This window comes from Paraburkholderia sp. GAS38 (assembly GCF_050434965.1).
Classification (GTDB): Bacteria; Pseudomonadota; Gammaproteobacteria; order Burkholderiales; family Burkholderiaceae; genus Paraburkholderia; species Paraburkholderia phenazinium_A.
The window spans coordinates 14,263-38,655 of record NZ_JBNDJO010000010.1; the positions used below are offsets into that span (position 1 = coordinate 14,263).

The window sequence follows — 24,393 nt, forward strand, 5'->3', positions numbered from 1 at the left end:
GGCCCGTGCGCAAACTTTAAAGCATCATGATACGTGCTTTGTCGGCGTCTGCGCGGCCGTTTCGCTCCCGGCCGGTATGAGCATCAATGGACGTGCAGGTAGATCCATGCGGCAGCCGCACCGCCGGCGAGCGGGCCCATCACGGGCACCCATGCATAGCGCCAGTCGCTGTCGCGCTTGCCGGGAATCGGCAGCAGCGCGTGCATCAGACGCGGCGACAGATCGCGTGCCGGGCTCATCGCATAGCCCGTCGGGCCACCGAGCGAAATGCCGATGCCGAGCACCAGCAGGCCCACCGGCAGTGCATCCAGCGCACCGAGCCCGACTTGCGGCGAAGCGAGATACAGCACGCCGAGAATCAGCACGAAAGTGCAGATCATTTCGGTCAGGAAGTTATGCGGGGCGCTTCGAATTGCCGGCGCCGTGCAGAACACGCCGAGCTTGATGTCGGCATCCGTTTCCTTCTCGAAGTGCTGACGGTAAGCCATCCACACGAGGCCCGCGCCCGCCATGCCGCCGAGCATCTGCGCCGCGATATAGCCGCCCACCTTGCTCCACGCGAACTTGCCGGCCAGCGCGAGGCTGATCGTCACGACCGGATTCAGATGCGCGCCGCTGAACGACGCCGTCATGAAGACCGCGATGAAGACCGCCATCGCCCAGCCCATCACGATGACGATCAGGTCGGCACCCTTGCCTTTGGTGCGGGCGAGCAATACGTTGGCGACGGCCCCGTTGCCCAACAGGACGAGCATCGCTGTGCCGATGAATTCGGCAATATAGGGTGACATGATTTGTTCTCCAAAATATATTTGTTAGGGAAGCCGCCTCGGACGCGGCTTCATGGCCTCAATGCTGTGTCAATGGAGACACGCCCCTCGGCGTGTGTCAGAACGAACGATCACGGCGTATCGGCCCAGGCTTTCGCCGCGCGGACCGCGCGTTGCCAGCCGGCCAGATTGCTCTTGACCTCGCCCGGCTCCAGATCCGGCGTGAAGCGGCGATCGAGCGCCCACTGGCTCTGCAGCTCGTTGACGTCCTTCCAGTAGCCCACCGCGAGACCCGCCAGGTACGCTGCGCCGAGCGCGGTCGTTTCGCTGACCTTCGGACGGACAGCGTCGACGCCGAGGATGTCGGCCTGGAACTGCATCAGCAGATTGTTCGCGCAGGCGCCGCCGTCGACGCGCAACTCCCCGATGCGGATGCCCGAGTCGGCTTCCATCGCCTTCAGCACGTCGAGCGACTGGTAGGCGATCGAATCGAGCGCAGCCCGCGCGATATGCGCCGAGGTCGTGCCGCGCGTGACGCCGAACAGCGTGCCGCGTGCGCGTGCATTCCAGTGCGGCGCGCCGAGACCCGCGAAGGCCGGCACCAGGTACACGCCGTCGCTGTGCTGCACGCTGCGCGCGAGCGTTTCGATGTCCGCCGCGCTCTTGATGATGCCCAGCCCATCGCGCAGCCACTGCACCACCGCGCCGGCGATAAAGATGCTGCCTTCGAGCGCGTAGTTGATCTGGTCGCCGATCTGCCAGGCGATCGTCGTGACGAGGTTGTTCTTCGATTCGATCGGCTTGTCGCCGGTGTTCATCACGAGGAAGCAGCCTGTGCCGTAGGTGTTCTTCACCATGCCCGAGCGCGTGCACATCTGGCCGAACAGCGCGGCGTGCTGGTCGCCTGCGATACCGGCGAGCGGGATCTTCGAGGCGAACACCGTGGTCTTGGTGGGACCGTAGACTTCCGACGACGGACGCACTTCGGGCAGCATGCTGCGCGGAATGTCGAGCGCCTGGAGCAGTTCGTCGTCCCACTGCAGCGTGTGGATGTTGAAGAGCATCGTGCGCGACGCGTTGGTGACGTCGGTGACGTGCAGGCCGTGCTTGGTGAAGTTCCACACCAGCCAGCTGTCGACGGTGCCGAACGCGAGACGGCCTTGCTTGGCCTTTTCCCGCGCGCCTTCGACGTTGTCGAGAATCCAGCGGATCTTGGTGGCCGAGAAATACGAGTCGATCGGCAGACCGGTCTTGGCGCGGACTTTCTCTTCGAGGCCCTGAGCCTTGAGTTCATCGCAGAAGTCGGCCGTGCGGCGGTCCTGCCAGACGATGGCGTTGTAGATGGGATGGCCGGTTTCGCGATCCCAGACAATCGTGGTTTCGCGCTGGTTCGTAATGCCGATGGCGGCAATCGACGTACCGTTCATCCCGGCACGCGTGACGGCCTCGGCCGCGACGCCCGCCTGGGTCGACCAGATTTCCTGCGGGTCGTGTTCGACCCAGCCCGGACGCGGATAGATTTGCTGGAATTCCTTCTGGGCCGTCGAGATAACGTTGCCCTGACGGTCGAAAAGCATCGCGCGCGAGCTGGTGGTGCCCTGGTCGAGCGCGAGGATGTACTGATCCTGCATTGTCTCTTCTCCATGTTATGAATCACCGGATCGACGATCCGGCAACGGGAACGGCTTGTTGTTTTTTAGATGCTGCAACTGCCGTGGCTTCGTGCATTCCGGTTGCCGGGTTGCGCGCCGGAATGCGGTGTTATCTGTGCCGTGTGCCGATCGCGTCTGCGTTGGACGCAATGGGCTGATTAGTGCCTGGTTGTACTGACGGGTTCTAATGTGTCCCTATGCATGGCACATACTCATCCGTGCCACGTGTATGTCCTATGTTTACCTAAGCGTGCTGGCTCGCCGTGGTTTGCCTGAGCGGTTTGCGTTCGACGGGCGAGCTGGCGAACCAGTCGTCGATGCCCTGCGTGACGCTCGCCAGCGTGCCGGGCTCGACGTGCAGGCCGAGCTTCGAGCGGCGCCACAACACGTCTTGCGCGCTGCGGGCCCATTCGGTGTCGCGCAGATAGCGCAGTTCGGCCTCGTAAAGTCCTGGCGCGAAGGCGCGGCCGAGTTCGGCAAGCGAGTGCGCCTGGCCGATCACGCTTTTGGCGCGTGTGCCGTACGCGCGCGCATAGCGGTGCGCGAGATCGGCGGGCAGCCACGGGTATTGCTGCTTGAACTGCGCGAGGAAGCGTTCGAAATTCGCTTGAGCGATATCGCCGCCGGGCAGCGGCGCACCGGCGGTCCAGGCCGGAGCCGGGTTGTGCAGGGCGCGGCCGAGTTCGTCGACGGCTTCTTCGGCAAGCTTGCGAAAGGTTGTGATCTTGCCGCCGAACACCGACAGCAGCGGCGCTTCGCCGGCGGGCGCGTCGAGTTCGAGGCGGTAGTCGCGCGTGACGGCCGACGGGTTGTCCGCCCCTTCTTCCTCGAGCAGCGGACGCACGCCCGAGTAGGTCCAGCGCACGTCGGCCGGCGTGATCTGCTGCTTGAAATAGCGGTTGATCGAATCGCACAGGTACTGCGTTTCGTCAGCGGTGATCGCAACCTGCGCAGGGTCGCCGCGGTATTCGATGTCCGTGGTGCCGATCAGCGTGTAGTCGTGCTCGTAAGGGATCGCGAAGATGATCCGCTTGTCCGGATTCTGGAAGATGTAGGCGTGATCGTGTTCGAACAGGCGCTTCGTGACGATATGGCTGCCCTTGACGAGGCGCACGCTATGGTTCGCGTCGCGGCCCAGCGCGCCATGCAGCAGTTCGCCCACCCACGGGCCGGCGGCGTTCGCAATCGCACCGGCGCGCACGTCGAGCTGGGTGCCGTCGGCACGGCGCAGTTGCGCATGCCATTCGCCGCCGGCTCGCACGGCGTTGACGAGCTTGGTGCGCGTCAGCACCGTCGCGCCGTGTTCTTCGGCGTCGAGCGCATTCAGCACGACGAGCCGCGCGTCGTTGACCCAGCCATCCGAATACACGAAGCCGCGCCGGATCGATTCGACCAGCGGCGCGCCGGCCGGATGGCGGCGCATGTCGATGCCGCGCGAAGGCGGCAGCAGTTCGCGACGGGCGAGGTGATCGTAGAGGAACAGGCCGGCGCGGATCATCCAGGCGGGCCGCAGGTTCGGCATGTGGGGCATCACGAAACGCAGCGGCCACATGATGTGCGGCGCCGCGCGCAGCAGCGTTTCGCGTTCCTGCAGCGCTTTGCGCACCAGCCCGAATTCGCGGTACTCGAGATAACGCAGTCCGCCGTGGATCAGTTTCGTGCTGGCCGACGACGTATGTGCCGCCAGATCGTCCTGTTCGCAGAGCAACACGGACAGGCCGCGCCCCGCGGCGTCGCGAGCGATGCCGGCGCCGTTGATCCCGCCGCCCACGACGAGCAAATCGTATCTAGAGCCTTGCGTCACCTGCTGTGTCCTCTGCGTCATGTAAAGAAAACCTATCGAACCGATAGTGTTCGTTTTCGAACTTTAATGAACAAAATCGAAAAAGTAAAGTTCGAGTTGTATGAACATTAGTCCGAGGGTGTGGCGCAACGGTCTGCCACCGACGATACTCATGGCAATAGCCATGTCGAGGTGAAATATGCGGGGACTTTGGGTAACTGGCGTGACGGCGCTGCTGGTGGGATGCGTCAGCACACCGAGCCTCAACGGCAGTCTGGGCGCGCCCTCGTTCGCCGCGTTGCAGCAGATGTGCAGCGCGGCGCCGGTGGACTACGGCAACGACGCGCAGTCGGTCTACACGACCTTCTACGATGCGTATATCGCCAACCGGCGCGGCAAGGTATCGACGGCGGATTACTGCGCCTTCCAGACTTCGATCGCGCAGCACTACTCGACGCTCGGCGCGAGCAGCGATCCGCAGGCGCGTAATCAATGGGCGGCGTATTTCCTGGATCAGCGGGCGAGGGCGCTGAGCTGGCGGGCGGCGGTTGATCCGACCTTGCGCAGTGGTTGAGCGGCTAGCGGTACGGCACGCGGGTGGTGAGCCGGGAGCACTGGACAGGTGAGCGGTTACTTCGACGCCGGCTGAGCCAGCGCGCCCCGCCATAGCATCTTTCGCAGCTGCGCGAGCACGGCTTCGCGGCTCGGCCCCGGATGCGCGTCACTTTCCGGCGCGCTCTGCTGCCCTTCGGGCGGCGGCAACTGGTTAGCGAGCGCCAACATCGCAAAGCCATGCAGGCTTGCCCAGTAGGCGTAGGCAATCAGCCGCGGATCCCCTTCAAGGCGCCCAGCCGCCACGAGCGGTTCGAAATGCGCGCCCAGCAGGCGCCATGCGCGTTGCGAGGCGGCGGCAAGTTCCGGGTGGGCGGCATCGTCCGGCTGGGCCACATCGAACATCAGACGGTACGCGTGCGGTTCATCCAGGGCGAACAGAACGTAGGCGTCGCTCAGCACCGTCCCCCTGTTGGCGGGGTCAGCCGCGAGCACGGCCGCTTCCAGGCGCTGCGCAAAGCGGGTGAACGCCGCGGCCCGCACCATCGCAAGGATCTCGTCCTTGTCGCGAAAATACCGGTAGGGCGTCATGGCGCTGCAGCCCAGTTCCCTGGCCAGCTCGCGCATCGTGACGCCCTGCGCGCCGCGCGTGGCGAACGCGTTCTCGGCAATGCGGCGCATGGCTTCGCGGAACTGGTGAATGTCTTCGTCGGAGAGTGTCTTGGGCATGCCGGATGACGCATCGGTCCATCGCGTCAATTTACTGCGTAAATCAAGCGGGCACAACAAAACAGAGCGGGAATCGGATCGGAGAATGATTGGATGGGCGTGACGCGCGTTAGCGCATGGGCGCGCGCCCGGTCCACGCAGACGGAGCGCGGACCGATCGCCTGGCTGGCGTTGTGCGCCTCGGCACGCCGACGCACTAGGAAAGACGCTTGATCGCCCGGATTGCCGTATCGCCGATGTCCGTGACGCGCCACTGTTTCAGGCCCGAGGCGAGCTTTTCGAGTTGAACGAGCTGTCGTTCGAACAGCGCATCCAGTTCCTCTCGATCCATGTCGACCTGATTGGGAGCATCCTTGACGAGCAACAACGTGGCGAATTCATGCGGACTCAGCATCGTTCTCTCCATGTCAGGCTTTGCGCGGACGGCCCTGGGGGCGACTGGCCAGCGGGGCGGCAGGCGCAGCGCGATCCGCGACAGGATCAGGTGGGAGCAACAGCAATTCGAACCGGCGCGCCGTGAAAAATGGCGTCGGGGAACTGGAGTGTAGTCAACCGCACACTGAACCCCAAATCGTCCCCCGAAAATTTTCCATTTGACAATCCGGCCCTTCAGAGGCGGTCTGGACGGGCGGGCAAATCCTTGATTTCACTCGAGGTTTGGCGTGCGCTGCAGCAAAGCCGCGATGGCGTTTTCCGGCTGGCAGATTCGGTCAACCCCTCACTCCGCGACATAGACCTGAGTGCCGGCCGCCGCCAGCGTTTCAGTCATGTCGGCGGGCGGAGCGGCGTCCGTGAAAAGCGCGTCGATCTGGTTCAGATGGCCCTGGCGGACCAGCGCCGGGCGGCCGAACTTCGAATGGTCCGTGGCGAGGAACACCGTGCGCGCGTGCTCGATGATCGCCTCGGCGACCCGCACTTCGCGGGTGTCGAAGTCGCGCAGCGTGCCGTCGGTTTCGATGCTCGAAGTGCCGATGATCGCGAAATCCACCTTGAACTGGCGGATGAAATCGATCGCCAGCTCACCGACGATGCCCTTGTCCCACGGCCGCACGATGCCGCCCGTCACCAGCACCTCGCAGTCCGGATAGCCGCTCATCATGCTGGCGACGTTCAGGTTGTTGGTGATCACGCGCAGTCCGCGATGGCGGTTCAGCGCGCGCGCCACTTCTTCGGTGGTGGTGCCCAGGTTGATGAACAGCGACGCCTGATCGGGGATATGCGTGGCCACGAGTGTCGCGATGCGCCGCTTTTCGTCATGGAACATGCGTTGCCGCGCGGTGTACGAGACGTTTTCGGAGCTGGTGGGCAGGCTGGCGCCGCCGTGGTAGCGGCGCAGCAGGTTCATGTCGGCGAGCCAGTTGACGTCGCGCCGGATCGTTTGTGGGGTGACGTCGAAGTGAGCAGCCAGGTCGTCCACGGTTACGAAGCCGTCGCGTTGCACCCACTCGAGCAGTTCCTGTTGACGTGCGTTGAGGGTCAGGCGGGGGTCTCGGGTCATGTGTCTCGGGTCAGGTGATTGCGTCGGCGCCGGATGCGGCAACCAGCGCCAGGAGCGAGCGATGATTTAGGTGAGCTATTGTAAGACCAACGGACGGGTTGTCCGCCAACGTACGCGACATGCGCACGATCGCATCCGACGCGCAGCCCAACCCAGGTCCGGCTATTCAGAGGATTTCTGCATTTATTCATTTGATAAATGAATTTGTTTTTTCGACCGGTTCGCGCTGCAATCGAAGGTTCGTTCCGTGCTGGTTTTCTAATGGCCCCGGCGGAGGTACCGAGCCGGGCCGCGCTTTCCGAGAGTCCTCTACATGACCCGCTTCAACTGGCAAAACCCTTATCCGACACCGCGCCTGCCGGTCTTCGCGCGCAACATCGTTTCGACTTCGCACCCGCTCGCAGCCCAGGCCGGCTTGCGCATGCTGTGGAAGGGCGGCAATGCGGTCGACGCGGCGATCGCGGCAGCAGCGGCCATTACGGTGGTCGAGCCGGTCTCGTGTGGCCTCGGTGGTGACGCGTTCGCGCTGGTGTGGGATGGCGAGAAGCTGCACGGCCTGAATGCGTCGGGGGTGTCGCCGGCGGCCTGGAATGTGGACTACTTCAAGCGCAAGTACGGTGAAGAGCATGGTCTCGCGAAGCAGCCCAAGCGCGGCTGGGATGCGGTGACGGTGCCGGGCGTGATTGCGGGCTGGGAGGCGTTGCATCGGAAATTCGGTTCGCTGCCGTTTGCCGACCTGATGGAACCGGCCATCGAAATCGCCGAGCGCGGTCATGCGGTGGCGAGCATCGTCGCCTACAAATGGGCGGCCGCCGTGCCCGAGCTGAAGGATCTGCCGGGCTTCGCCCAGACCTTCATGCCGCGCGGCCGGGCGCCGGAAGTGAGCGAGCTGGTGCGTTTCCCCGGTCATGCGAAGACCCTGCGCAAGCTGGCCGAGCTGGGGCCACGGGCGTACTACGAAGGCGAGATCGCCGAGCAGATCGCGGCGTTCGCGCGCGAGGGCGGCGGCGCCATGACGGTGGAAGACCTGCGCAACTACCGCGCGGATTGGGTCGAGCCGATCGCCAAGGATTATCGCGGCTACACGGTCCATGAGATTCCGCCGAACGGCCAGGGCATTGCCGCGCTGATCGCGCTCGGCATCCTCGAAAAGTTCGATGTGGCCTCGCTCGCGGTGGACAACGTCGCATCGCAGCATCTGCAGATCGAAGCGATGAAGCTCGCCTTCGCCGATGTCTACCGTTACGTCGCGGACCCGCGTTCGATGGATGTCACGCCCGAGCAGATGCTCGACGACGCCTATCTGAGCTCGCGCGCGAAGCTGATCGATCCGAAGCGCGCGACGCAGTTCGACTTCGGCATGCCGAAGGCCGGCGGCACGATCTACATGTCGGTGGCCGACGAGCGCGGCATGATGGTGAGCTTCATCCAGTCGAACTACATGGGCTTCGGCTCGGGCATCGTCGTGCCGGACAGCGGCATTGCGCTGCAGAACCGCGGCTGCGGCTTCTCGATGGACCCGAAGTCGCCGAACGTCGTGGAGGGCGGCAAGCGGCCGTTCCATACGATCATCCCGGCCTTCCTCACGCAACAGGTCGACGGCAAGCAGGAAGCGGTGATGAGCTTCGGCGTGATGGGCGGCGACATGCAGCCGCAAGGTCACCTGCAATCCATAGTACGGATGCTCGATTACGGCCAGCAGCCGCAGGCGGCGTGCGACGCGCCGCGCTGGAAGGTGAACCGCGATTTCACGATCGATATCGAAGCGACGCTCGACGCCAACACGGCCCGCGCGCTCGAAGGTCTTGGCCATACGATCAAGTCGGTGGACGATCCGTATATGGACTTCGGTTCGGGTCAGTACATCTGGAAGCTCGATCGCAACGATCCTGAACGCGGCTACGTCGCGGCCAGCGACAGCCGCCGTGACGGGCTTGCCGCCGGGTTTTGAACGCCGCTACGCCCCTTCGCTTTGCGTGGGGCAGCCCTGGGTGAGGATCAAACCTTGGGGGCTGCCCCGCGTCTTCTGCAGATCCGACCATGACCGACCTCGCTTCGCCTGCCGCTGCGGCGGCCGCTCCTTATCCCGCCGCGCCGGTGTCGAAAGCGATGGTCCGGCGCATCATCTTCTCGTCGTCCGTCGGCAATGCGCTGGAATGGTTCGACTTTTCGGTCTATGGCTACTTCGCCAGCCTCATCGCGAAGCAGTTCTTCCCGATGCACGACGAGTGGCTCTCGACGCTGCTGGCCATCGCCACCTTCGGCATCTCGTTCCTGATGCGGCCGTTCGGCGCCGTGATCCTTGGCATCTACGGCGACCGGAAGGGCCGCAAGGCGGCGCTGACGCTCTCGATTGCGCTGATGATGGTCGGCACCTTGACGATGGCCGTGATGCCGCCGTATGCGGCGATCGGCCTCACGGCGCCGGTATTGATCCTGGTCGCGCGGCTCGTGCAAGGGTTTGCGGTGGGCGGCGAGTTCGGCAGCGCGACGGCCTTCATGGTCGAACACAGCCCCACGCGGCGCGGCTATTTCGCGAGCTGGCAGTTCGCCAGCCAGGGGCTTGCGGCGATTCTCGCGGCCGCGTTCGGCTCGCTGCTCACCGCGTGGATGTCGCCCGAGCACCTGAGTAGCTGGGGCTGGCGCATTCCGTTCCTGTTCGGTGTGCTAATCGGGCCGATTGGCTATTACATCCGCTCGCATCTGGACGAGACGCCCGAATTTCTGGCGCTGCGCCGCGAACGCGACCATGACGAATCAGGCGGCAAGCCGAGCGGCACGCCCCGCGGCAAGACAAGCGACCCGGCCGCTTCGTTCAGCAGCCAATGGGTGAACCTGCTTCTTGCGATCGGCATCGTCGCGCAATCGACGGTGGGCGTATACGTCCTGCAGCTCTATATGCCGCTGTATGCCGTGAAACAGTTGCACATGCCGGCGGCCGTCTCATTCGGCGCCGTGGTGCTCAACGGCGGTCTGCAACTCGTGCTGTCGCCGGTGATGGGCGCGTGGTCCGACCGCATCGGCCGTATCCGTATCATGCTGGGCACATCGTTACTGATGGGCGTGCTGATCTATCCAATGTTCGCACTGCTGCAGAGTCACCCCACCGTCGGCTGGCTGTTGCTCCTGCAAGGCACGGCCGGCATCCTCAAGGCCGCGTATTCGGGGCCCATGCCGGCCCTGATGTCCGAAATCTTTCCGACCCATGTGCGTTCGACGGGTCTTTCGATCGGCTACAGCATCGGCGTGACGGTCTTCGGCGGCTTTGCGCCGACGATCGTAGAGACCTTCATCCATCTGACCGGCGACAAGCTTGCGCCCAGCTATTACGTGCTGGCGGCTGCGTTGCTGTCCGGCCTGTCGCTTGCGATCGTCGCCTGGCGCAGACGCCGTGTGGGGCGCAGCATATCCTTCGCGCATTAAACGCGCGGCCCGCAGCGCAGCCGCTTCCCGGCCGCTGAGCCTTACCGCGCATTACGTTGCGCGTCGTCTATCGCAGTGTGTCCAACGGCGGGCAGCGCGTCGCAGGCTGCCTTTTTTGTGCGCTGCGGCCGCTTTGTGTTGTTCTGGAACATTTCGACTACCGGCCGTCGGAACTGCCGCGCGTGGGTATGGTCTGTGCTGTGTTATCTGCAGAGTTGCGGAACACCAGCTAAGATGCAAGATACAAGGGGTTAACTCTAATTCAAGGCGCTGTATCGACGCGACAAGCAGCCGGGCGAAACGCAGGCGGTTCTGGGCACGCTCTAGAAGTCGATATAGCTTTCGGAGCAAGGAACAAATGCACACTGAGCGTAACCATGTGATGCCCTGGCGGATTGAGGACATCGACCTCAGCCGGATTGACAGGCAACGGGCCGTGGCCAACGAAGATCTGCTGCTTCTGCTGTGCGCCGCTTCGTTCATTGAAAGCGGTACGGATCTCTACACCAGCAATCTGAGTACCTTCTTCAACGGCGACCCTGAAGTGTCGGCGTGGCTCAACAACGAGTGGGAGCCGGAAGAGATGCAGCACGGCCGGGCCCTGAAGACCTATATCGCTTACGTGTGGCCGGAATTCGACTGGGACACGGCCTTCAGCAATTTCTTCGAGGAGTATTCGAAGACGTGCTCCGTCGAAGACTTCGAAAAGACGCGTGCGCTTGAAATGGTTGCACGCTGCGTGGTGGAGACGGGCACGGCGACCTTGTATCGCGCGATCGGCGAATGCTCGGACGAACCGGTGCTCAAGGAGATCACCGACCTCATCCGCACCGACGAAGTCCGTCACTACAAGCACTTTTTCAAATACTTCAAGAAGTACAACAAGATCGAGGGCAATGGCCGCCTGGCTGTGCTGGGTGCGCTGATGCGCCGCGTGCTGGAAATCAAGAACGAAGACTCGGAGATCGCGCTGCGGCATGTGTTTGCGATCCGCTATCCGGAGCGCGTGCACGATTCCGCCTATAACCGCGACCGGGCGGCGCGCATCAATACGCTGGTGCGTCGCAATCTGTCGGCGGACATGTGCGTGAAGATGCTGCTCAAGCCGCTCGATCTGCCCGCGCGGATTCAACCCGGCGTGCATTACCCGCTCGCCAAGATCACGCAGCATGTATTCTTTCGCTAGCGGCGTGGGCTGGGTTAGCGGCTCGCCGACTCGGCAAAAGGTTTGAAGAATGGCCCGCCTGTGCGGGCCATTCTTCATTTCGTAGTTCGATTCAAAGACGATTGATGAACCGGAGTCAGGCGATGACCGATTCTGCATCCCGACACCCGCTCGAACAGATCGTGTTCGACGAATGGCCGGCTGCGCCGCGCGCATTGTTCGACGGCACGTCTCTCGCCAGCAAGACGGGTTTTACGGCGTCCTTTCTAACGACCGACGCAAACAATAGCCATGTGCGGACCTCGCTGCTGGGAGTAGGGGAGTTGTATGCGCCCGACTCGCGCACGCTGTGCGTCGCGTTATGGCCGCAATCGCGGGCGGCGGGTGTGCTCGCGCGCAGCGGCCGTGCGGCGCTGACGTTCGTCTGTGAGGAAGCGTTCTATCAGGTGCAGTTGCAGTTCGAGCCGCTGGCCGCGGTGCCTGGAGACAGCAGCGGTCTCGCCCACTTTATCGGCGCGATCGATACCGGCGAAGCGCAGCGCGTGCCCTATGCGCGCCTGACAGGCGGCATTACGTTCGAACTGGAGGAGGGAGGAGCGGCGGTGCTCGATCGGTGGGAACAGCAGATCGAGCACCTGAAGCAGGCCGCTGCGGCGGCCCGCCGTTGACGCGGCTAGGCAGCCAGGCTCACCGCCCGCGCTGCCCACCATTGCGCGGCGGCTGCGAGCTGCGCGGCGCATCGCCACGCGGCTTGGCGCCGCTCAGCAACGCGCCCGGGTTGCCGCCTTGCGGCTTGCCCTGACCCTGCGGCTTGCGCGGCGCATGCGTCGCACCGGCGTTGTCATGCGTGGCCGGACCCGGCTTGCCGTGATGGCGCGTCGTCTCGTGGCGCGGATTGTCCTTGCGCACCTGCGGTTGCGCGGCCGAGCCAGCCGGCTTGGCGCCTTGCGGCTTCGCCTGCTGCTGGGCGCCCGCCGGGCGCTGTCCCGAGCGCTGCCCCGGCTTGCCGGAACCGCCGTCGCGCCGGCCGCCGCCGTCACCCTTGGGTGCACCTTGACCTTGACGCGGCTGACGGCCACCACCACCGCCGCCGCCCCCCTGGCCACGGCGCAGGATCGGCTCCGGCTTCGCGTTCGGATCCGGTTCGAAACCGGCGATCACTTCTTGCGGCACGGCGCGCTTGATCAGCTTCTCGATGTCCTTCAACAACTGCAGTTCATCGACGCACACCAGCGACACCGCTTCGCCCGACGCCCCGGCGCGACCGGTACGGCCGATGCGGTGCACATAGTCTTCCGGCACGTTCGGCAGGTCGTAGTTGACCACGTGCGGCAACTGGTCGATGTCGATGCCGCGTGCGGCGATATCGGTCGCCACCAGCACCTGCAGCGTATTGGTCTTGAACTCGGCCAGCGCGCGCGTGCGGGCCGACTGGCTCTTGTTGCCGTGAATCGCCAGTGCGCTGATGCCGTCCTTGGTCAGTTGCTCGGCGAGGCGGTTCGCGCCGTGCTTGGTGCGCGTGAACACCAGCACCTGGAACCAGTTGTGTTCCTTGATCAGGTGCGTGAGCAGCTCGCGCTTCTTGTCGCGGTCCACCGGGTGAATCTTTTGCGCCACCAGCTCGGCCGTCGTGTTGCGGCGGGCCACTTCGATCAGGGCCGGCGAATCGAGCAGATTGTCGGCGAGCGCCTTGATCTCATCGGAGAAGGTCGCGGAGAACAGCAGGTTCTGGCGCTTCGGCGGCAGCTTGGCCAGCACGCGCTTGATGTCGTGGATGAAGCCCATGTCGAGCATGCGGTCGGCTTCGTCGAGCACGAGAATCTCGAGATGCGACAGGTCGATGGTCTTCTGCTGCATGTGATCGAGCAGACGGCCAGGCGTGGCCACCACGATATCGATCCCACGACGCAGCGCGTCGATCTGCGGATTGATGCCGACACCGCCGAACATCACCGTCGACTTCAGCTTCAGGTACTTGCCGTACGCACGCACGCTTTCTTCGACCTGCGCGGCGAGTTCGCGCGTCGGCGTGAGGATCAGCGCGCGGACTACGCGCTTGCCGGCGGCCGTGGTGACCGGCGGCATGGTGTTCAGGCGCTGCAGGATCGGCAGCGTGAAGCCGGCCGTCTTGCCGGTGCCGGTCTGCGCGCCGGCGAGCAGGTCGCCGCCGTTCAGCACGGCCGGAATGGCCTGCAACTGGATCGGAGTAGGAGAGGTGTAACCGAGCTCGTGTACAGCGCGGACCAGCGGTTCGGACAAGCCGAGGGAATCAAAAGACATAAAAACTCTTTGCAATGCGGTATCGCGAACGGCAAATGCGCAGCCGAGAGGCGCGCATTCGAGGCCAAAGCCCAGATCCGGTCGCAGGGAAATCGGCGGCACACGCCAGCGTGTGCCGAATGCTTCAACGCGCTATCAAGACACGTTGACTGGCTTTAAGTTCGCCGTCGTGGTGTGTTACGCGACGTAGCGCGCAACACTGACGAATTGACACAGACTGCCCGCCAGTACGAACAGGTGCCAGATACCATGTCCGTGCCGGATGCGCTCGTCGTTGATGAAGAAGTAGATGCCGACGCTGTAGATGACCCCGCCGGCCACGAGCCATGCGGTGCCCGCGGTCGGTAATGCTTCGACCAGCGGACGAATGGCAACGAGCGCGAGCCATCCCATCAAGACATACAGCACCATCGAAACGCTACGGGTGCGGCGCCCGAGCGTCAGTTCCTGCACGATGCCAAGGACCGCAAGCCCCCAGCTTACCCCGAATAGGGACCAGCCCCACGGCCCACGCAAGGTGACCAGCGTGAACGGCGTGTAACTGCCGGCGATCAGCAGGTAGATCGCCGAATGATCGCATTTTTGCAGGACCGCCTTCACGCGCGGGTTGCGCACGCTATGGTACAGAGTGGATATAGCATACAGCACGATCAGCATCGCACCGTAGACGCTGAAACTGACGACCTTGTACGGATCGTCCTCCAGCGCGCCCATCGTCACGAGCGCAGCCAGCCCCGCCACCGACAGCACCGCGCCGACGAGGTGGGTAATGCTGTTAAAACGCTCACCGACATGCACGACATCTTCTCCTACCCGGTCCATGTGTGCCATTGTGCACGACGATGTCCGGCCCCGGTCCAAAAAACAGAAGGGCGCGGCCGCGATTTCCCGCAGGCCGCGCCCTCCTTACCTCTTGCGTCGCTCAGTCGAGCGGCGCGGAACGCAGATCCGCCACCTGCTGCGGCGACACCGCCGTGCCGTGGTTGCCCCACGACATCCGGATGTAGGTCACCACGGCTGCGACTTCCTGATTCGACAGCGATTGCGCGAACGGCGGCATGCCGTACGGCTTCGGATTGCCATCCGTACTCGGCGGATACCCGCCGTTCAACACCATGCGGATCGGGTTCACCGCCGACGGCATCTGGATAGACGGGTTGTTGGCCAGCGGCGGGAAGTTCGGCGGTTGGCCGAGACCGTTCGCCTCGTGGCACTTCGCGCAGTTGTCCGTGTAGACCTTTTGACCTTGCTGCAGCAGTTCAGTGCCGAACTGCGCCGACGTTTCCAGTTGCAGATTTTCCGGCGCTTCGCTCTTCTGCGGAATGGTCTTCAGATACGTGGACATTGCCTGGATGTCTTCGTCCGACATGTACTGCAAGCTGTTGTGAACCACTTCAGCCATCGGACCGAACACCGCGCCGCGTTGCGACACGCCGGTCTTCAGCAGATCCTGGATGTCCTTGATGTCCCAGTCGCCCAGACCCGCTTCCTTGTTCGACGTCAGCGACGGAGCGTACCAGTTCTGCAGCGGGATCAGGCCGCCCGCGAAGGCGGCCGAGTTCACCGGGCCGCCCATGGCGTTGATCGACGTGTGGCACATGCCGCAATGGCCGAGGCCTTCGATCAGGTACGCGCCGCGATTCCACTCCACCGACTTGGTCGGATCCGCCTTGTACTCGCCTTCACGGAAGAACAGCGTGCGCCAGCCGATCAGCAGGTTGCGGTTGTTGAACGGGAACTTCAGTTCGTGCGGACGGCTCGGCACGTTGACCGGCGCGACCGAGCGCAGGTACGCGTAGATCGCGTCCGCATCGGCCCGCGTGACCTTCGTGTAGCTCGTGAACGGGAAGCCCGGGTACAGCAGGCTGCCGTCCTTGGAGCGGCCGGTGTGCATGGCGCGGTAGAAGTCGTCCTGGGTCCACTTGCCGATGCCGTATTGATCGTCAGGCGTGATGTTCGGCGTGAACATCGTGCCGAACGGCGTGGCCATGGGCAGGCCGCCGGCGAACTCCTTGCCGCCGCGCACCGTGTGGCAGGCAATACAGTCGCCGGCCCGGGCGAGATACTCGCCCTTCTTGATCAGATCCGCCTGGTCGGCGGGGGTGGCGGCCATGGCGCTGCCGTTGTGCAGGTTGTCGCCGCCCGACCACAGGACGGGAACGAGGGCCGCGGCCGCAGCCACGACGACTGCCGAAAGGGCGAACACAGTCTTGCGTTTCATTTGGTCATCTCTCCCGGTGCCTTATTGCGGTTCGCTGCCGCAGGCAAGCGGAGTCTTCATCGAACGGGCCGGAGCCGGCACGGGATTCTGCGGTGCCGTCTGGGTGGACAACCATGAAGCGACAGCATTCACGTCGTCATCGGTCAAGCGGGTGGCGATGGTGTGCATGCAGTCAGGCGCAATGGCATGCCGCGAGCCCGAGCGCCAGGCGCCGAGCTGTGCGCTGATGTAGTCCGCATGCAGACCGACCAGACCCGGGATGGCCGGTTCCATGCCGGTCAGCGCCTTGCCGTGGCACGCGGCGCAAGCCGGGATCTGTTTCGATGCGTCGCCATGCAGCACGATGTCCTGGCCGCGCGCGATCGTATCCGACGAGACCGTGGGTTTGGCCGGAGGCGGGTACGGCGGGCGCTGCTGCGAGAAGTACGCCGCGATCTGATGAAGGTAGTCGTCCGAGAGATACGTGACGAGGTAGTTCATGGGCGGGTACTTGCGACGCCCTTCGCGGAAGTTCTTGAGCTGGTTGTACAGGTAGTCAGCCGGTTTGCCCGCGAGGCGTGGGAAGTAGTCGTTGTCCGTCCCCTGACCGTGCGTGCCGTGGCAGGCCGCACAGGCCTGCACGCGCGCTTCCATCGTGTCCGGAGTCTTGGGTTGAGTCTGCGCTTTCGCAGCGCTAAAGACGCCTGCGGCCGAGATCAGCAGCAGGGCGAGCAGCGGGCGGAAAATGCGTCTAGAAGACACGCGTAACTCCATCAAATTCGGGGACCCGACCGAACTTCGTGCGGCTCGGCTTGAGGGCAACGGGGGGCTGGCGCGACGCAGCATTCTATCATCGCTGGGTGATGGTGACTATTTGCCACAGGCTGCATCGTTCCCCTCGTAAACGCCGATGTGACAGTTTGGCGCAGTGTGTATCGGGCGTGTCTCACATGCTTTTGGGATCGGCTTTGCAACCCTTCGCTGACCATTGCGCGGCGTCGGCCTGCAACTAAGTTGAACCCACACGCACACGGACCATCGAAGCGTACACTCCCGGGGCGCCGGTGTCTTGCTGCGCTGCGCGCATCCCTTCCCCCTGTATTTTCGACAAGCAATCCGCCTTTCATGAAGCTATCCGATTTCCCCCGTTCAGCGCCGCAGCCACTCGCTGCCGGACGCTCCACCATCACATGGACCGCGGCTTCGGCTGCCGGCCATCGTATCCAGGGCACTCACGCGTTGGCTGTCAAATGAGGGTCGACGGATTGTGGATCGGGCAGGTCGCCATGGCCGCGCTCATGAATGTCGCGTTTGCGTATGCGGTCGGTTCGGCGCTGCTCGGCGCGTGGCTCGCGAAAGATGCCCAGGCCAAGGTCGCGCCGGCGCGTCCCGCATGGTTGCGTGCGCAACGCTCGATGCTGACGGCCACCGTCGTGCTGGTGCTCGCCGACCTCGGCTGGCTGCTGTATCAGGCCGCGGCGATGAGCGGCAGCGCCTTGCCGCAGGCGTTCGGCGTGATCCCGACGGTGCTGTCGCAGACGCACGTCGGCTATGCGTGGAGCGTTGCCTTTGTCGGTGCGCTGGTGTTGCTGTTGACCGCCATGTCTTCGCACGCGAGCACCTTGCGCAATGCGCTGCTGTGGCTAGCGGTGATCGCGATCGGCGCGGGCAAGGCGTCGCTCGGTCATGCGGCCGATGCCGGACCGGCGTCCGCCGCGATCGGCGTGCAGACCTTGCACGTGCTCGCCACCAGCGTGTGGGGCGGGCTCGTCGTGACGGCCGGCCTGACGGTGCTGCCGGCGCTCGGCACGTCGACCGCGCGCGGCATCCTGATCCGCACGGCCATGCAGGTCTCGAACGTGTCGCTGGTCGCGGTGGTGTTCGTACTGCTAACGGGGATCTTCAACGCTGTGCGGGGATCGGGTGGGTCGTTCGAGGCCATTCAGATCAGCACGTGGGGACATGTGCTGATCCTCAAGCTGGCACTGGTCGCGCTGGCGCTGGTACTCGGCGGGTTGAACCGTTTCCTGGCGCTGCCGCGGCTGCGCCGCACCGCGTCGACGATGGACGCTCACACTTTCACCAACGTGCTGTACCTCGAAGCGCTGGCGATGATCGGCGTGTTCATCGCGGCGGCCGCGCTGTCGCATAGCGTGCCGGCGTTCGTTCCGCTGGGCTGAGGGCGCGGGTCGCGGCTCGCGGCCCGATCAATCACGGCCCGGCCTATAGCAGCCCGGCCCGTGGCGTCTCGCCCCACCGCGTCCCAGCCAAAAAAACGCCGCACAGCATACATGTGCGGCGTTAAACACACGGTCGCCCGGCAGGAGCCGGTTGCCCCGTTATTGCAGGTTAAGCGGCGAGCGCCTTGGGCACCCGCTCCAGCATCGTTTCAGGAAACATCTCCTGACGCAGTTCGCCGTCGTCGTCGAACCATTGGCAGATCAGCCAGGTGCCCGGTGCGAACACCACCGGCCCGACCCATGTGGCCGTCATCGCACGGCCACCCGATTTGAGCGTCAGCACGTCGCCGCCGCGGTATGGGGTTCGTTTTGACAGAAGCATCGCTTTCATCCCGTTCGGTCGTCCACTCGGTTCTTATCGGCTGCTTCGGTCGGGCCGGGCGCTCAACGCCTGATGACCCGCGCCGGCTGCCCGGTCCGTTGCAGCTATGCGGCTTATTCGAAGCCCAGCTTGTGGCCGAGGATCGGCGCGCAGAACAGCGCGATCGCGCAGCCGCTTACCTTGCCTTCGAGTTCGGCGCTGGCGGCGTGTGCGCCGTAGAGTTGGGTCAGCAGGTCGAACAGTTGCGGCGCGCAATAGATCACGGCGGCGGCGAGGAAGCACTTCTCCACCGTCGAGATGCGCCAGCCGCGTTGAAACGCCATTACCGCGCCGATTACGCGCAGTACGCCGAACACCACTAGCGCGCCCACGGCCGCCTGTTCGCGGATCAGATAGTCAGGAAGAAATTCGCCCATGATGGTCTCTCGCATCGTCTTTTGCATGCGATAGAGCAAAGAGCGGGCCAGGCGCGCGGCGCGTGCCGGGGTGACGGCCTGAAAGCCTTGTGCGGCAAGGCTTTCAGGTGTTGAGGAGGAATCGTGAGCAGGCCCCGGACGGAGTTTTTAGACGGATTCTGTCCGGAATGTTACGTAACTGAGACGCCGTGGCCGTCGGGCGCCCGTAACATCCCCGGGCAGGCGTGGAGACGCTTATCGGATCCGTTCGATCCGGCCGACCAGAAACAGGTACGACAAAGCGCCCACCACGCCGACCGCGCTCATGAACACGAGGGCCGGCGCGAAATCGTTGCCTTTGACGAGCAGGCCGATCACGATCGGCACGCAGATCGACGACAGATTGCCCATCAGGTTGAACATGCCGCCGGTGAGGCCGAGCAGTTCTTTTTTCGCCATCGATGAAACCAGCACCCAGGTGATCGACGAAAAGCCGCTGCCGAAGAACGCGATGGCCATGAACAGGATCACCATCGACGGACTGTCGACGAAGTTCGCGCCGACGATCGTCGTGGACAGCAGCAGGCCCGTGACGATCGGCACCTTGCGTGCGACCGTGGCCGAGACACCGCGCCGGATCATCGCATCGGAGATCAGCCCGGAGGCCAGAATGCCGACGAAGGCGGCGAGAAACGGCACGGCGGCCATGAAGCCTGCCTTCAGGAAATCCATGTGGCGGTACTTGACGAGGTAGGTGGGAAACCACGTCAGGAAGAACCACAGCGTCGAGGTCACGGCGATCTGGCCGATATAGATGCCCCAGAGCTTGCGGTTGCCGAGCACGGCGCGCCAGTCGGCGGCGCTGTAGCGTGGCTGAGACGCGCGGGCGCTGCTGAGTTCGACAAGGCCGCCGCCGCGACGGATCGTATCGAGCTCCGCCTGGTTGATTCCCGCCGTCTCGGACGGTTCGCGATACAGCGCGTACCAGACCAGCGCCCACACCACGCCAATGAGTCCCGTGAGGATGAACACGCCGTGCCAGCCGAAGTGCTGCTGGGTGAGGACGAGCGCAGGCGTCAGGAAGGCGAGACCGACGTACTGGCCCGAGGTGTAGACGGCAATGGCGCGGGCCCGCTCGCTATCGGGAAACCAGGTGGTGACGATGCGGTTGAGCGTCGGATAGGCCGGCGCTTCGAGCACGCCGAGCAGCACGCGCAAGGACAGCAGCAGCACGAACGCGCTGGCGAAGCCCTGCAGGACGGTGGCGAGCGACCAGAGGCCGATGATCAGCGCCATCATCAGACGGGGCCGCGCACGATCCACCAGCATGCCGCCGGGAATCTGCAGCAAGGCATATGACCAGCCGAAGGCCGAGAACACCAGCCCCATGTGGGCCGGATCGAGTTGCAGGTCCTGCGCGATGGCGGTGGCCGCAATCGACAGGTTGCTGCGGTCCAGATAGGTGATGACGACGGTGATGAACAGCATGACCAGCAGACGGTGGCGCTTGCCGGTCGCGGCTTGCGTTTCGAACGTGGTTGTCTCCACTTAATGCTCCTTCTTTTATTGGCTTGCGCGCCGGATCTCACCCGACGCAAAAACGCCGCCCGCAGGCGGCGTTTCATCGCATCACAGGCTTACCACTCGGCGACGCTGCCGTCCGTATGGCGCCACACCGGATTGCGCCAGCGGTGGCCGACCTTGGCCATCTCGCGGACCTTCTCCTCGTTGACCTCGATGCCGAGCCCCGGGCCCTGCGGAATCGACACGAAGCCGTCTTCGTATTTGAAGACCTCGGGATTCTTGATGTAGTCGAGCAGGTCGTTGCCCTGGTTGTAGTGGATGCCGAGACTCTGTTCCTGGATGAACGCGTTGTAGCTGACCGCGTCGATCTGCAGGCAGGTGGCCAACGCGATCGGGCCGAGCGGGCAGTGCAGCGCGAGCGCCACGTCATAGGCTTCGGCCATCGAGGCGATCTTGCGGCACTCGGTAATGCCGCCCGCGTGCGAGGCGTCCGGCTGGATGATGTCCACATAGCCGCCCGCGAGGATGTGCTTGAAGTCCCAGCGCGAGTAGAGCCGCTCGCCGAGGGCGATCGGCGTGTTGGTCTGATTGACGATGTCGCGCAGCGCCTCGGCGTTTTCCGAGAGCACCGGTTCTTCGATGAAGAGCAGCTTGTACGGATCGAGTTCCTTGGCGAGCACCTTCGCCATCGGCTTATGCACGCGGCCGTGGAAGTCCACGCCAATGCCGATGTTCGGCCCCACCGCCTCACGCACGGCCGCCACGTTGTTGATGACGCCCTGCACCTTGTCGAAGGTATCGATGATCTGCAGCTCTTCCGAGCCGTTCATCTTCACCGCCTTGAAGCCGCGTTCGACCACGGCGCGCGCGTTGTTGGCGACGTCGCTCGGACGGTCGCCGCCGATCCACGAGTAGACCTTGATCCTGTCGCGCACCTGGCCGCCCAGCAGCGCATGCACGGGCACGCCGTGGTGCTTGCCCTTGATGTCCCACAGGGCCTGGTCGACGCCGGCAATCGCGCTCATCGTGATCGGGCCGCCGCGGTAGAAGCCCGCGCGGTACATCACCTGCCAGTGGTCTTCGATCAGCAGCGGGTCTTTGCCGATCAGATAGTCCGACAGCTCTTCGACGGCCGCCGCGACGGTATGCGCGCGGCCTTCGACGACCGGCTCGCCCCAACCGACGATGCCTTCGTCCGTCTCGATCTTGAGGAAGCACCAGCGCGGCGGAACGATGAAGGTTTCGAGCTTGGTGATTTTCATGGTGCGTGTCTCCTTGAGCCTGCTAGGCCGATCCTTGAGTGGCGGATGCTGGTGGATGCGTCTGCGTCCACCAGCGCGATATCTGAGGAGTCACATGCTACAACAAAATCGCCTTTAAATACTATTAATAGTACTATTGGCGGACGCATTCCATGCGCTTCCGGTGTAGGTGCTGTGGCCGGGATGCCGGATAATCGCGGTCGTTTCGACAATGAAGAGCGCCGGAAGACGGCGGGGAGAGCACTTATTCAGCACGATCTGCACGGGCGCGTCGCCCATCTGCTGGCCACAGCCATTCTGCGCGGCGACTACGCGCCGGAGACCATCCTGCCGCGCGAAGCCGAGTTGATGGAAACCTTCGGCGTGAGCCGCACGGTACTCAGGGAAGCGCTGCGCACGCTGACGTCCAAGGGGCTGATCGAGTCGCGTCCGCGGATCGGCACGCGCGTGCGACCGCGCGCGGCGTGGAACTTGCTCGATGTGGACGTACTCGACTGGTACTCGCGGGTGGCCGAGCCGATGGCCTTCGCGCTCAAGCTGCAGGAAATGCGCGAGATGATCGAGCCGTATGCGGCGGCGCTGGCGGCGGCCTCTCATACCGCGCAGACGTTTGCCGCGCTCGACGCGGCGCATGCGGCGATGGTGGCCGCGCGCAACGTCGACGAATGGGTGCGGGCCGATCTGCGTTTTCATCTGAGCGTGCTGACGGCGTGCAGCAACGAATTGCTGATCCCGCTGGGCACGCTGATCGAACGCACGCTCGAGGCGCAGTTGCGCCTGAATGCGAAGCGCGCGGAGGTCTACAACGCGTCGCTCGCCGAGCACACGGCGGTGTTCGAAGCGATCCGCGCACGCGACGCGGCCGGCGCGCAGCAGGCAATGGCGGGCTTGCTCGGCGTGACGCGGCGGCGCATCGAGGGCTGAGCGTCGAGCGCGCCGCTACGCGCGCTAGTCCATCGCCGCGTGCGCAACCGACGCGTCCGGCGCTTTGTGCGCAGGGCGAATCAACAGCAGCAGCGGCACCACCAGCAGCGTGGCCACGAACATCAGCTTGAAGTCGTTCAGGTAGGCGATCATTGAAGCCTGCTGGGTGATCGACGCATTCATCACGGCGATGTCGTAGCGCGAGCCGTTCTCCAGCATGGGCTGCATGACGGGATTGAAGATGTTGACGTTCGCCGCCAGGTCCGCATGGGCGACCTGGGTGCCGCGCGTCATCAGCGTCTGCACGATCGAAATGCCGATACTGCTGCCGATATTGCGCATCAGGCTGTAGGTTGCGGTGCCGTCGGCGCGCAGTTCCGGCGTGAGGGTGGAAAACGTCAGCGCGCTCAGCGGCACGAACACGAGGCCGAGTCCGAAACCCTGGATCACGCCGGGCCACACGATATCCGAGGCGGACAGCACGATCGTGTAGTTCATCATTTGCCACAGCGCGAACGCGGAAATCAGGAAGCCCGCGAGCAGCAGCAGGCGCGCGTCGATGCGTTTGAGCAGGCGTCCGGCGCAGAGCATGGCGATCATCGTGCCGGCGCCGCTGGGCGCCGTGACCAGACCGGTGGTGGCGACCGGATAGTTCATCAGCGTCTGCAGCATGGGCGGCAGCAGCGCGCGCGTCGCATACATCACCGCGCCGATGACGAAAATGAAGAACGTGCCGGTGGCGAAGTTCGGGTCCTTCAGCAACTCGTATTTGAAGAACGAAGTTTTGCCGACCGTCGCTGTGTGGACGAGAAAGAACGCGAAGCTGATGGACGCCAGCAGCGCTTCGATGACGATTTCGTGCGAACCGAACCAGTCGAGTTGCTCACCGCGGTCGAGCATGGCCTGCAGCGCGCCGATCGCGAGGGCCAGCGTCGCGAAGCCGAAGGCGTCGAACTTCACGTCATGGCGCGGCGCCTTGCTCGGCAGAAACGTCAGGACCCCGAACAGCGCAAATGCGCCGACCGGCAGGTTGATGAAAAACACCCAGCGCCAGTTATAGCTTTCCGTGAGCCAGCCGCCGAGCGTCGGACCGAGAATCGGCCCCACCATCACGCCCATGCCCCACACGGCCATGGCTTGCCCCTGCTTCTCGCGCGGGTTGATGTCGAGCAGGATGGACTGCGACAACGGCACCAGCGAGGCCCCAAAAATCCCCTGCAGCAAACGCGAGGCGACGATCTCGCTCAGCGTCTCGGACAGGCCGCACAGCGCCGAGGCGATCGTGAAGCCGGCAATCGAAAACGCCAGCAGCCGCTTGACGCTGAAGCGGTCGGACAGCCAACCCGTCAGCGGCGTGGCGATGGCGGCGGCGACGATGTACGAGGTCAGCACCCACGTGATTTCGTCCTGCGACGCCGACAGCGTGCCCTGCATGTGCGGTAGCGCCACGTTGGCGATGGTGCTGTCGAGCGTCTGCATCAAGGTGGCGAGCATGATCGATACGGTGATCATGGGCCGGTTCAGCGCAGCGGCAGTACTCCCAGATATTGAGTCGGAAGACATGGGTGGGCGGGGCGGGCGGCGGGTGGAGACTCGGGTTGGAATAGATAGTAAGCATGCTTAGTATATAGATGAGGACGCCGTGCGAATACCAGGAACTGTACGGGTGTGGTG

Annotated in this window: 22 protein-coding genes; 7 read left to right on the forward strand and 15 right to left on the reverse strand. The window is 64.1% G+C overall.

Translation table 11 applies throughout. The annotated features are described in order from the left end of the window. Nucleotides 1-83: 83 nt before the first annotated feature. From P3T42_RS22365 to glpD, 3 genes are all read right to left on the reverse strand, one after another. Nucleotides 84-791, reverse strand: coding sequence for an MIP/aquaporin family protein (locus tag P3T42_RS22365; protein WP_074300737.1), 708 nt, complete (start codon nt 789-791; stop codon nt 84-86). 110 nt (nt 792-901) lie between these two features. Continuing rightward, nucleotides 902-2,401: a glycerol kinase GlpK gene (glpK, locus tag P3T42_RS22370; RefSeq protein WP_074300736.1), complete on the reverse strand. Its 1,500-nt coding sequence runs from the start codon at nt 2,399-2,401 to the stop codon at nt 902-904. Between the two features lie 265 nt (nt 2,402-2,666). Further along, entirely contained in the window at nt 2,667-4,226 is a 1,560-nt protein-coding gene (glpD, locus tag P3T42_RS22375; protein ID WP_429307408.1) for a glycerol-3-phosphate dehydrogenase, read from the reverse strand. Between the two features lie 178 nt (nt 4,227-4,404). Here glpD and P3T42_RS22380 point away from each other — a divergent pair, with 178 nt between their 5' ends. Further along, nucleotides 4,405-4,779, forward strand: a complete 375-nt coding sequence (locus P3T42_RS22380) for a hypothetical protein (protein ID WP_074300735.1) — start codon at nt 4,405-4,407, stop codon at nt 4,777-4,779. 56 nt (nt 4,780-4,835) lie between these two features. Here the strand turns inward: P3T42_RS22380 and P3T42_RS22385 are convergent, their stop codons facing one another. From P3T42_RS22385 to P3T42_RS22395, 3 genes are all read right to left on the reverse strand, one after another. Beyond that, on the reverse strand, nt 4,836-5,486 hold the full coding sequence (locus tag P3T42_RS22385; RefSeq protein WP_429307409.1) for a TetR/AcrR family transcriptional regulator: 651 nt from the start codon (nt 5,484-5,486) through the stop codon (nt 4,836-4,838). Nucleotides 5,487-5,682: 196 nt separating this feature from the next. After that, complete coding sequence (locus tag P3T42_RS22390) at nt 5,683-5,880, reverse strand: hypothetical protein (protein WP_074300733.1); 198 nt, start codon at nt 5,878-5,880, stop codon at nt 5,683-5,685. 324 nt (nt 5,881-6,204) lie between these two features. Then, entirely contained in the window at nt 6,205-6,984 is a 780-nt protein-coding gene (locus P3T42_RS22395; protein WP_074300732.1) for a DeoR/GlpR family DNA-binding transcription regulator, read from the reverse strand. A gap of 313 nt (nt 6,985-7,297) precedes the next feature. Between P3T42_RS22395 and ggt the strand changes: the two genes are divergently transcribed. From ggt to P3T42_RS22415, 4 genes are all read left to right on the forward strand, one after another. After that, nucleotides 7,298-8,935, forward strand: coding sequence for a gamma-glutamyltransferase (ggt, locus tag P3T42_RS22400; RefSeq protein WP_429307285.1), 1,638 nt, complete (start codon nt 7,298-7,300; stop codon nt 8,933-8,935). An 89-nt stretch (nt 8,936-9,024) separates the two neighbouring features. Further along, nucleotides 9,025-10,407: an MFS transporter gene (locus P3T42_RS22405; RefSeq protein WP_429307286.1), complete on the forward strand. Its 1,383-nt coding sequence runs from the start codon at nt 9,025-9,027 to the stop codon at nt 10,405-10,407. 358 nt (nt 10,408-10,765) lie between these two features. Beyond that, complete coding sequence (locus tag P3T42_RS22410) at nt 10,766-11,593, forward strand: ferritin-like domain-containing protein (protein ID WP_074300729.1); 828 nt, start codon at nt 10,766-10,768, stop codon at nt 11,591-11,593. 122 nt (nt 11,594-11,715) lie between these two features. After that, complete coding sequence (locus P3T42_RS22415) at nt 11,716-12,240, forward strand: hypothetical protein (RefSeq protein ID WP_429307287.1); 525 nt, start codon at nt 11,716-11,718, stop codon at nt 12,238-12,240. Between the two features lie 19 nt (nt 12,241-12,259). Here P3T42_RS22415 and P3T42_RS22420 read toward each other — a convergent pair whose 3' ends face one another. From P3T42_RS22420 to P3T42_RS22435, 4 genes are all read right to left on the reverse strand, one after another. Next, nucleotides 12,260-13,852, reverse strand: a complete 1,593-nt coding sequence (locus P3T42_RS22420) for a DEAD/DEAH box helicase (protein ID WP_429307288.1) — start codon at nt 13,850-13,852, stop codon at nt 12,260-12,262. A gap of 177 nt (nt 13,853-14,029) precedes the next feature. Then, nucleotides 14,030-14,650, reverse strand: coding sequence for a PAQR family membrane homeostasis protein TrhA (gene trhA, locus P3T42_RS22425; RefSeq protein ID WP_429307410.1), 621 nt, complete (start codon nt 14,648-14,650; stop codon nt 14,030-14,032). Between the two features lie 124 nt (nt 14,651-14,774). Then, nucleotides 14,775-16,073: a c-type cytochrome gene (locus P3T42_RS22430; RefSeq protein WP_074300726.1), complete on the reverse strand. Its 1,299-nt coding sequence runs from the start codon at nt 16,071-16,073 to the stop codon at nt 14,775-14,777. A 21-nt stretch (nt 16,074-16,094) separates the two neighbouring features. Continuing rightward, entirely contained in the window at nt 16,095-16,826 is a 732-nt protein-coding gene (locus tag P3T42_RS22435; protein WP_074300725.1) for a c-type cytochrome, read from the reverse strand. A gap of 476 nt (nt 16,827-17,302) precedes the next feature. Here P3T42_RS22435 and P3T42_RS22440 point away from each other — a divergent pair, with 476 nt between their 5' ends. After that, nucleotides 17,303-18,232, forward strand: coding sequence for a CopD family protein (locus tag P3T42_RS22440; RefSeq protein WP_074300724.1), 930 nt, complete (start codon nt 17,303-17,305; stop codon nt 18,230-18,232). A 169-nt stretch (nt 18,233-18,401) separates the two neighbouring features. Here P3T42_RS22440 and P3T42_RS22445 read toward each other — a convergent pair whose 3' ends face one another. The 4 genes from P3T42_RS22445 to dgoD form a co-directional block, all read right to left on the reverse strand. Continuing rightward, nucleotides 18,402-18,614, reverse strand: coding sequence for a YodC family protein (locus P3T42_RS22445; protein ID WP_083640754.1), 213 nt, complete (start codon nt 18,612-18,614; stop codon nt 18,402-18,404). A 113-nt stretch (nt 18,615-18,727) separates the two neighbouring features. Then, on the reverse strand, nt 18,728-19,030 hold the full coding sequence (locus tag P3T42_RS22450) for a hypothetical protein (RefSeq protein ID WP_074301758.1): 303 nt from the start codon (nt 19,028-19,030) through the stop codon (nt 18,728-18,730). A 234-nt stretch (nt 19,031-19,264) separates the two neighbouring features. Next, nucleotides 19,265-20,497: an MFS transporter gene (locus P3T42_RS22455; protein ID WP_429307411.1), complete on the reverse strand. Its 1,233-nt coding sequence runs from the start codon at nt 20,495-20,497 to the stop codon at nt 19,265-19,267. A gap of 149 nt (nt 20,498-20,646) precedes the next feature. Next, nucleotides 20,647-21,795 carry a galactonate dehydratase gene (gene dgoD, locus P3T42_RS22460; protein WP_074263425.1) on the reverse strand — a complete coding sequence of 383 codons (1,149 nt, stop codon included), beginning with the start codon at nt 21,793-21,795 and terminating at the stop codon, nt 20,647-20,649. A gap of 183 nt (nt 21,796-21,978) precedes the next feature. Between dgoD and P3T42_RS22465 the strand changes: the two genes are divergently transcribed. After that, nucleotides 21,979-22,719 (forward strand): FadR/GntR family transcriptional regulator, encoded by a 741-nt coding sequence (locus P3T42_RS22465; protein WP_253190225.1) that lies wholly within the window; start codon nt 21,979-21,981, stop codon nt 22,717-22,719. A 24-nt stretch (nt 22,720-22,743) separates the two neighbouring features. Here the strand turns inward: P3T42_RS22465 and P3T42_RS22470 are convergent, their stop codons facing one another. Further along, on the reverse strand, nt 22,744-24,231 hold the full coding sequence (locus tag P3T42_RS22470; RefSeq protein WP_429307289.1) for a DHA2 family efflux MFS transporter permease subunit: 1,488 nt from the start codon (nt 24,229-24,231) through the stop codon (nt 22,744-22,746). Nucleotides 24,232-24,393: the final 162 nt, after the last annotated feature.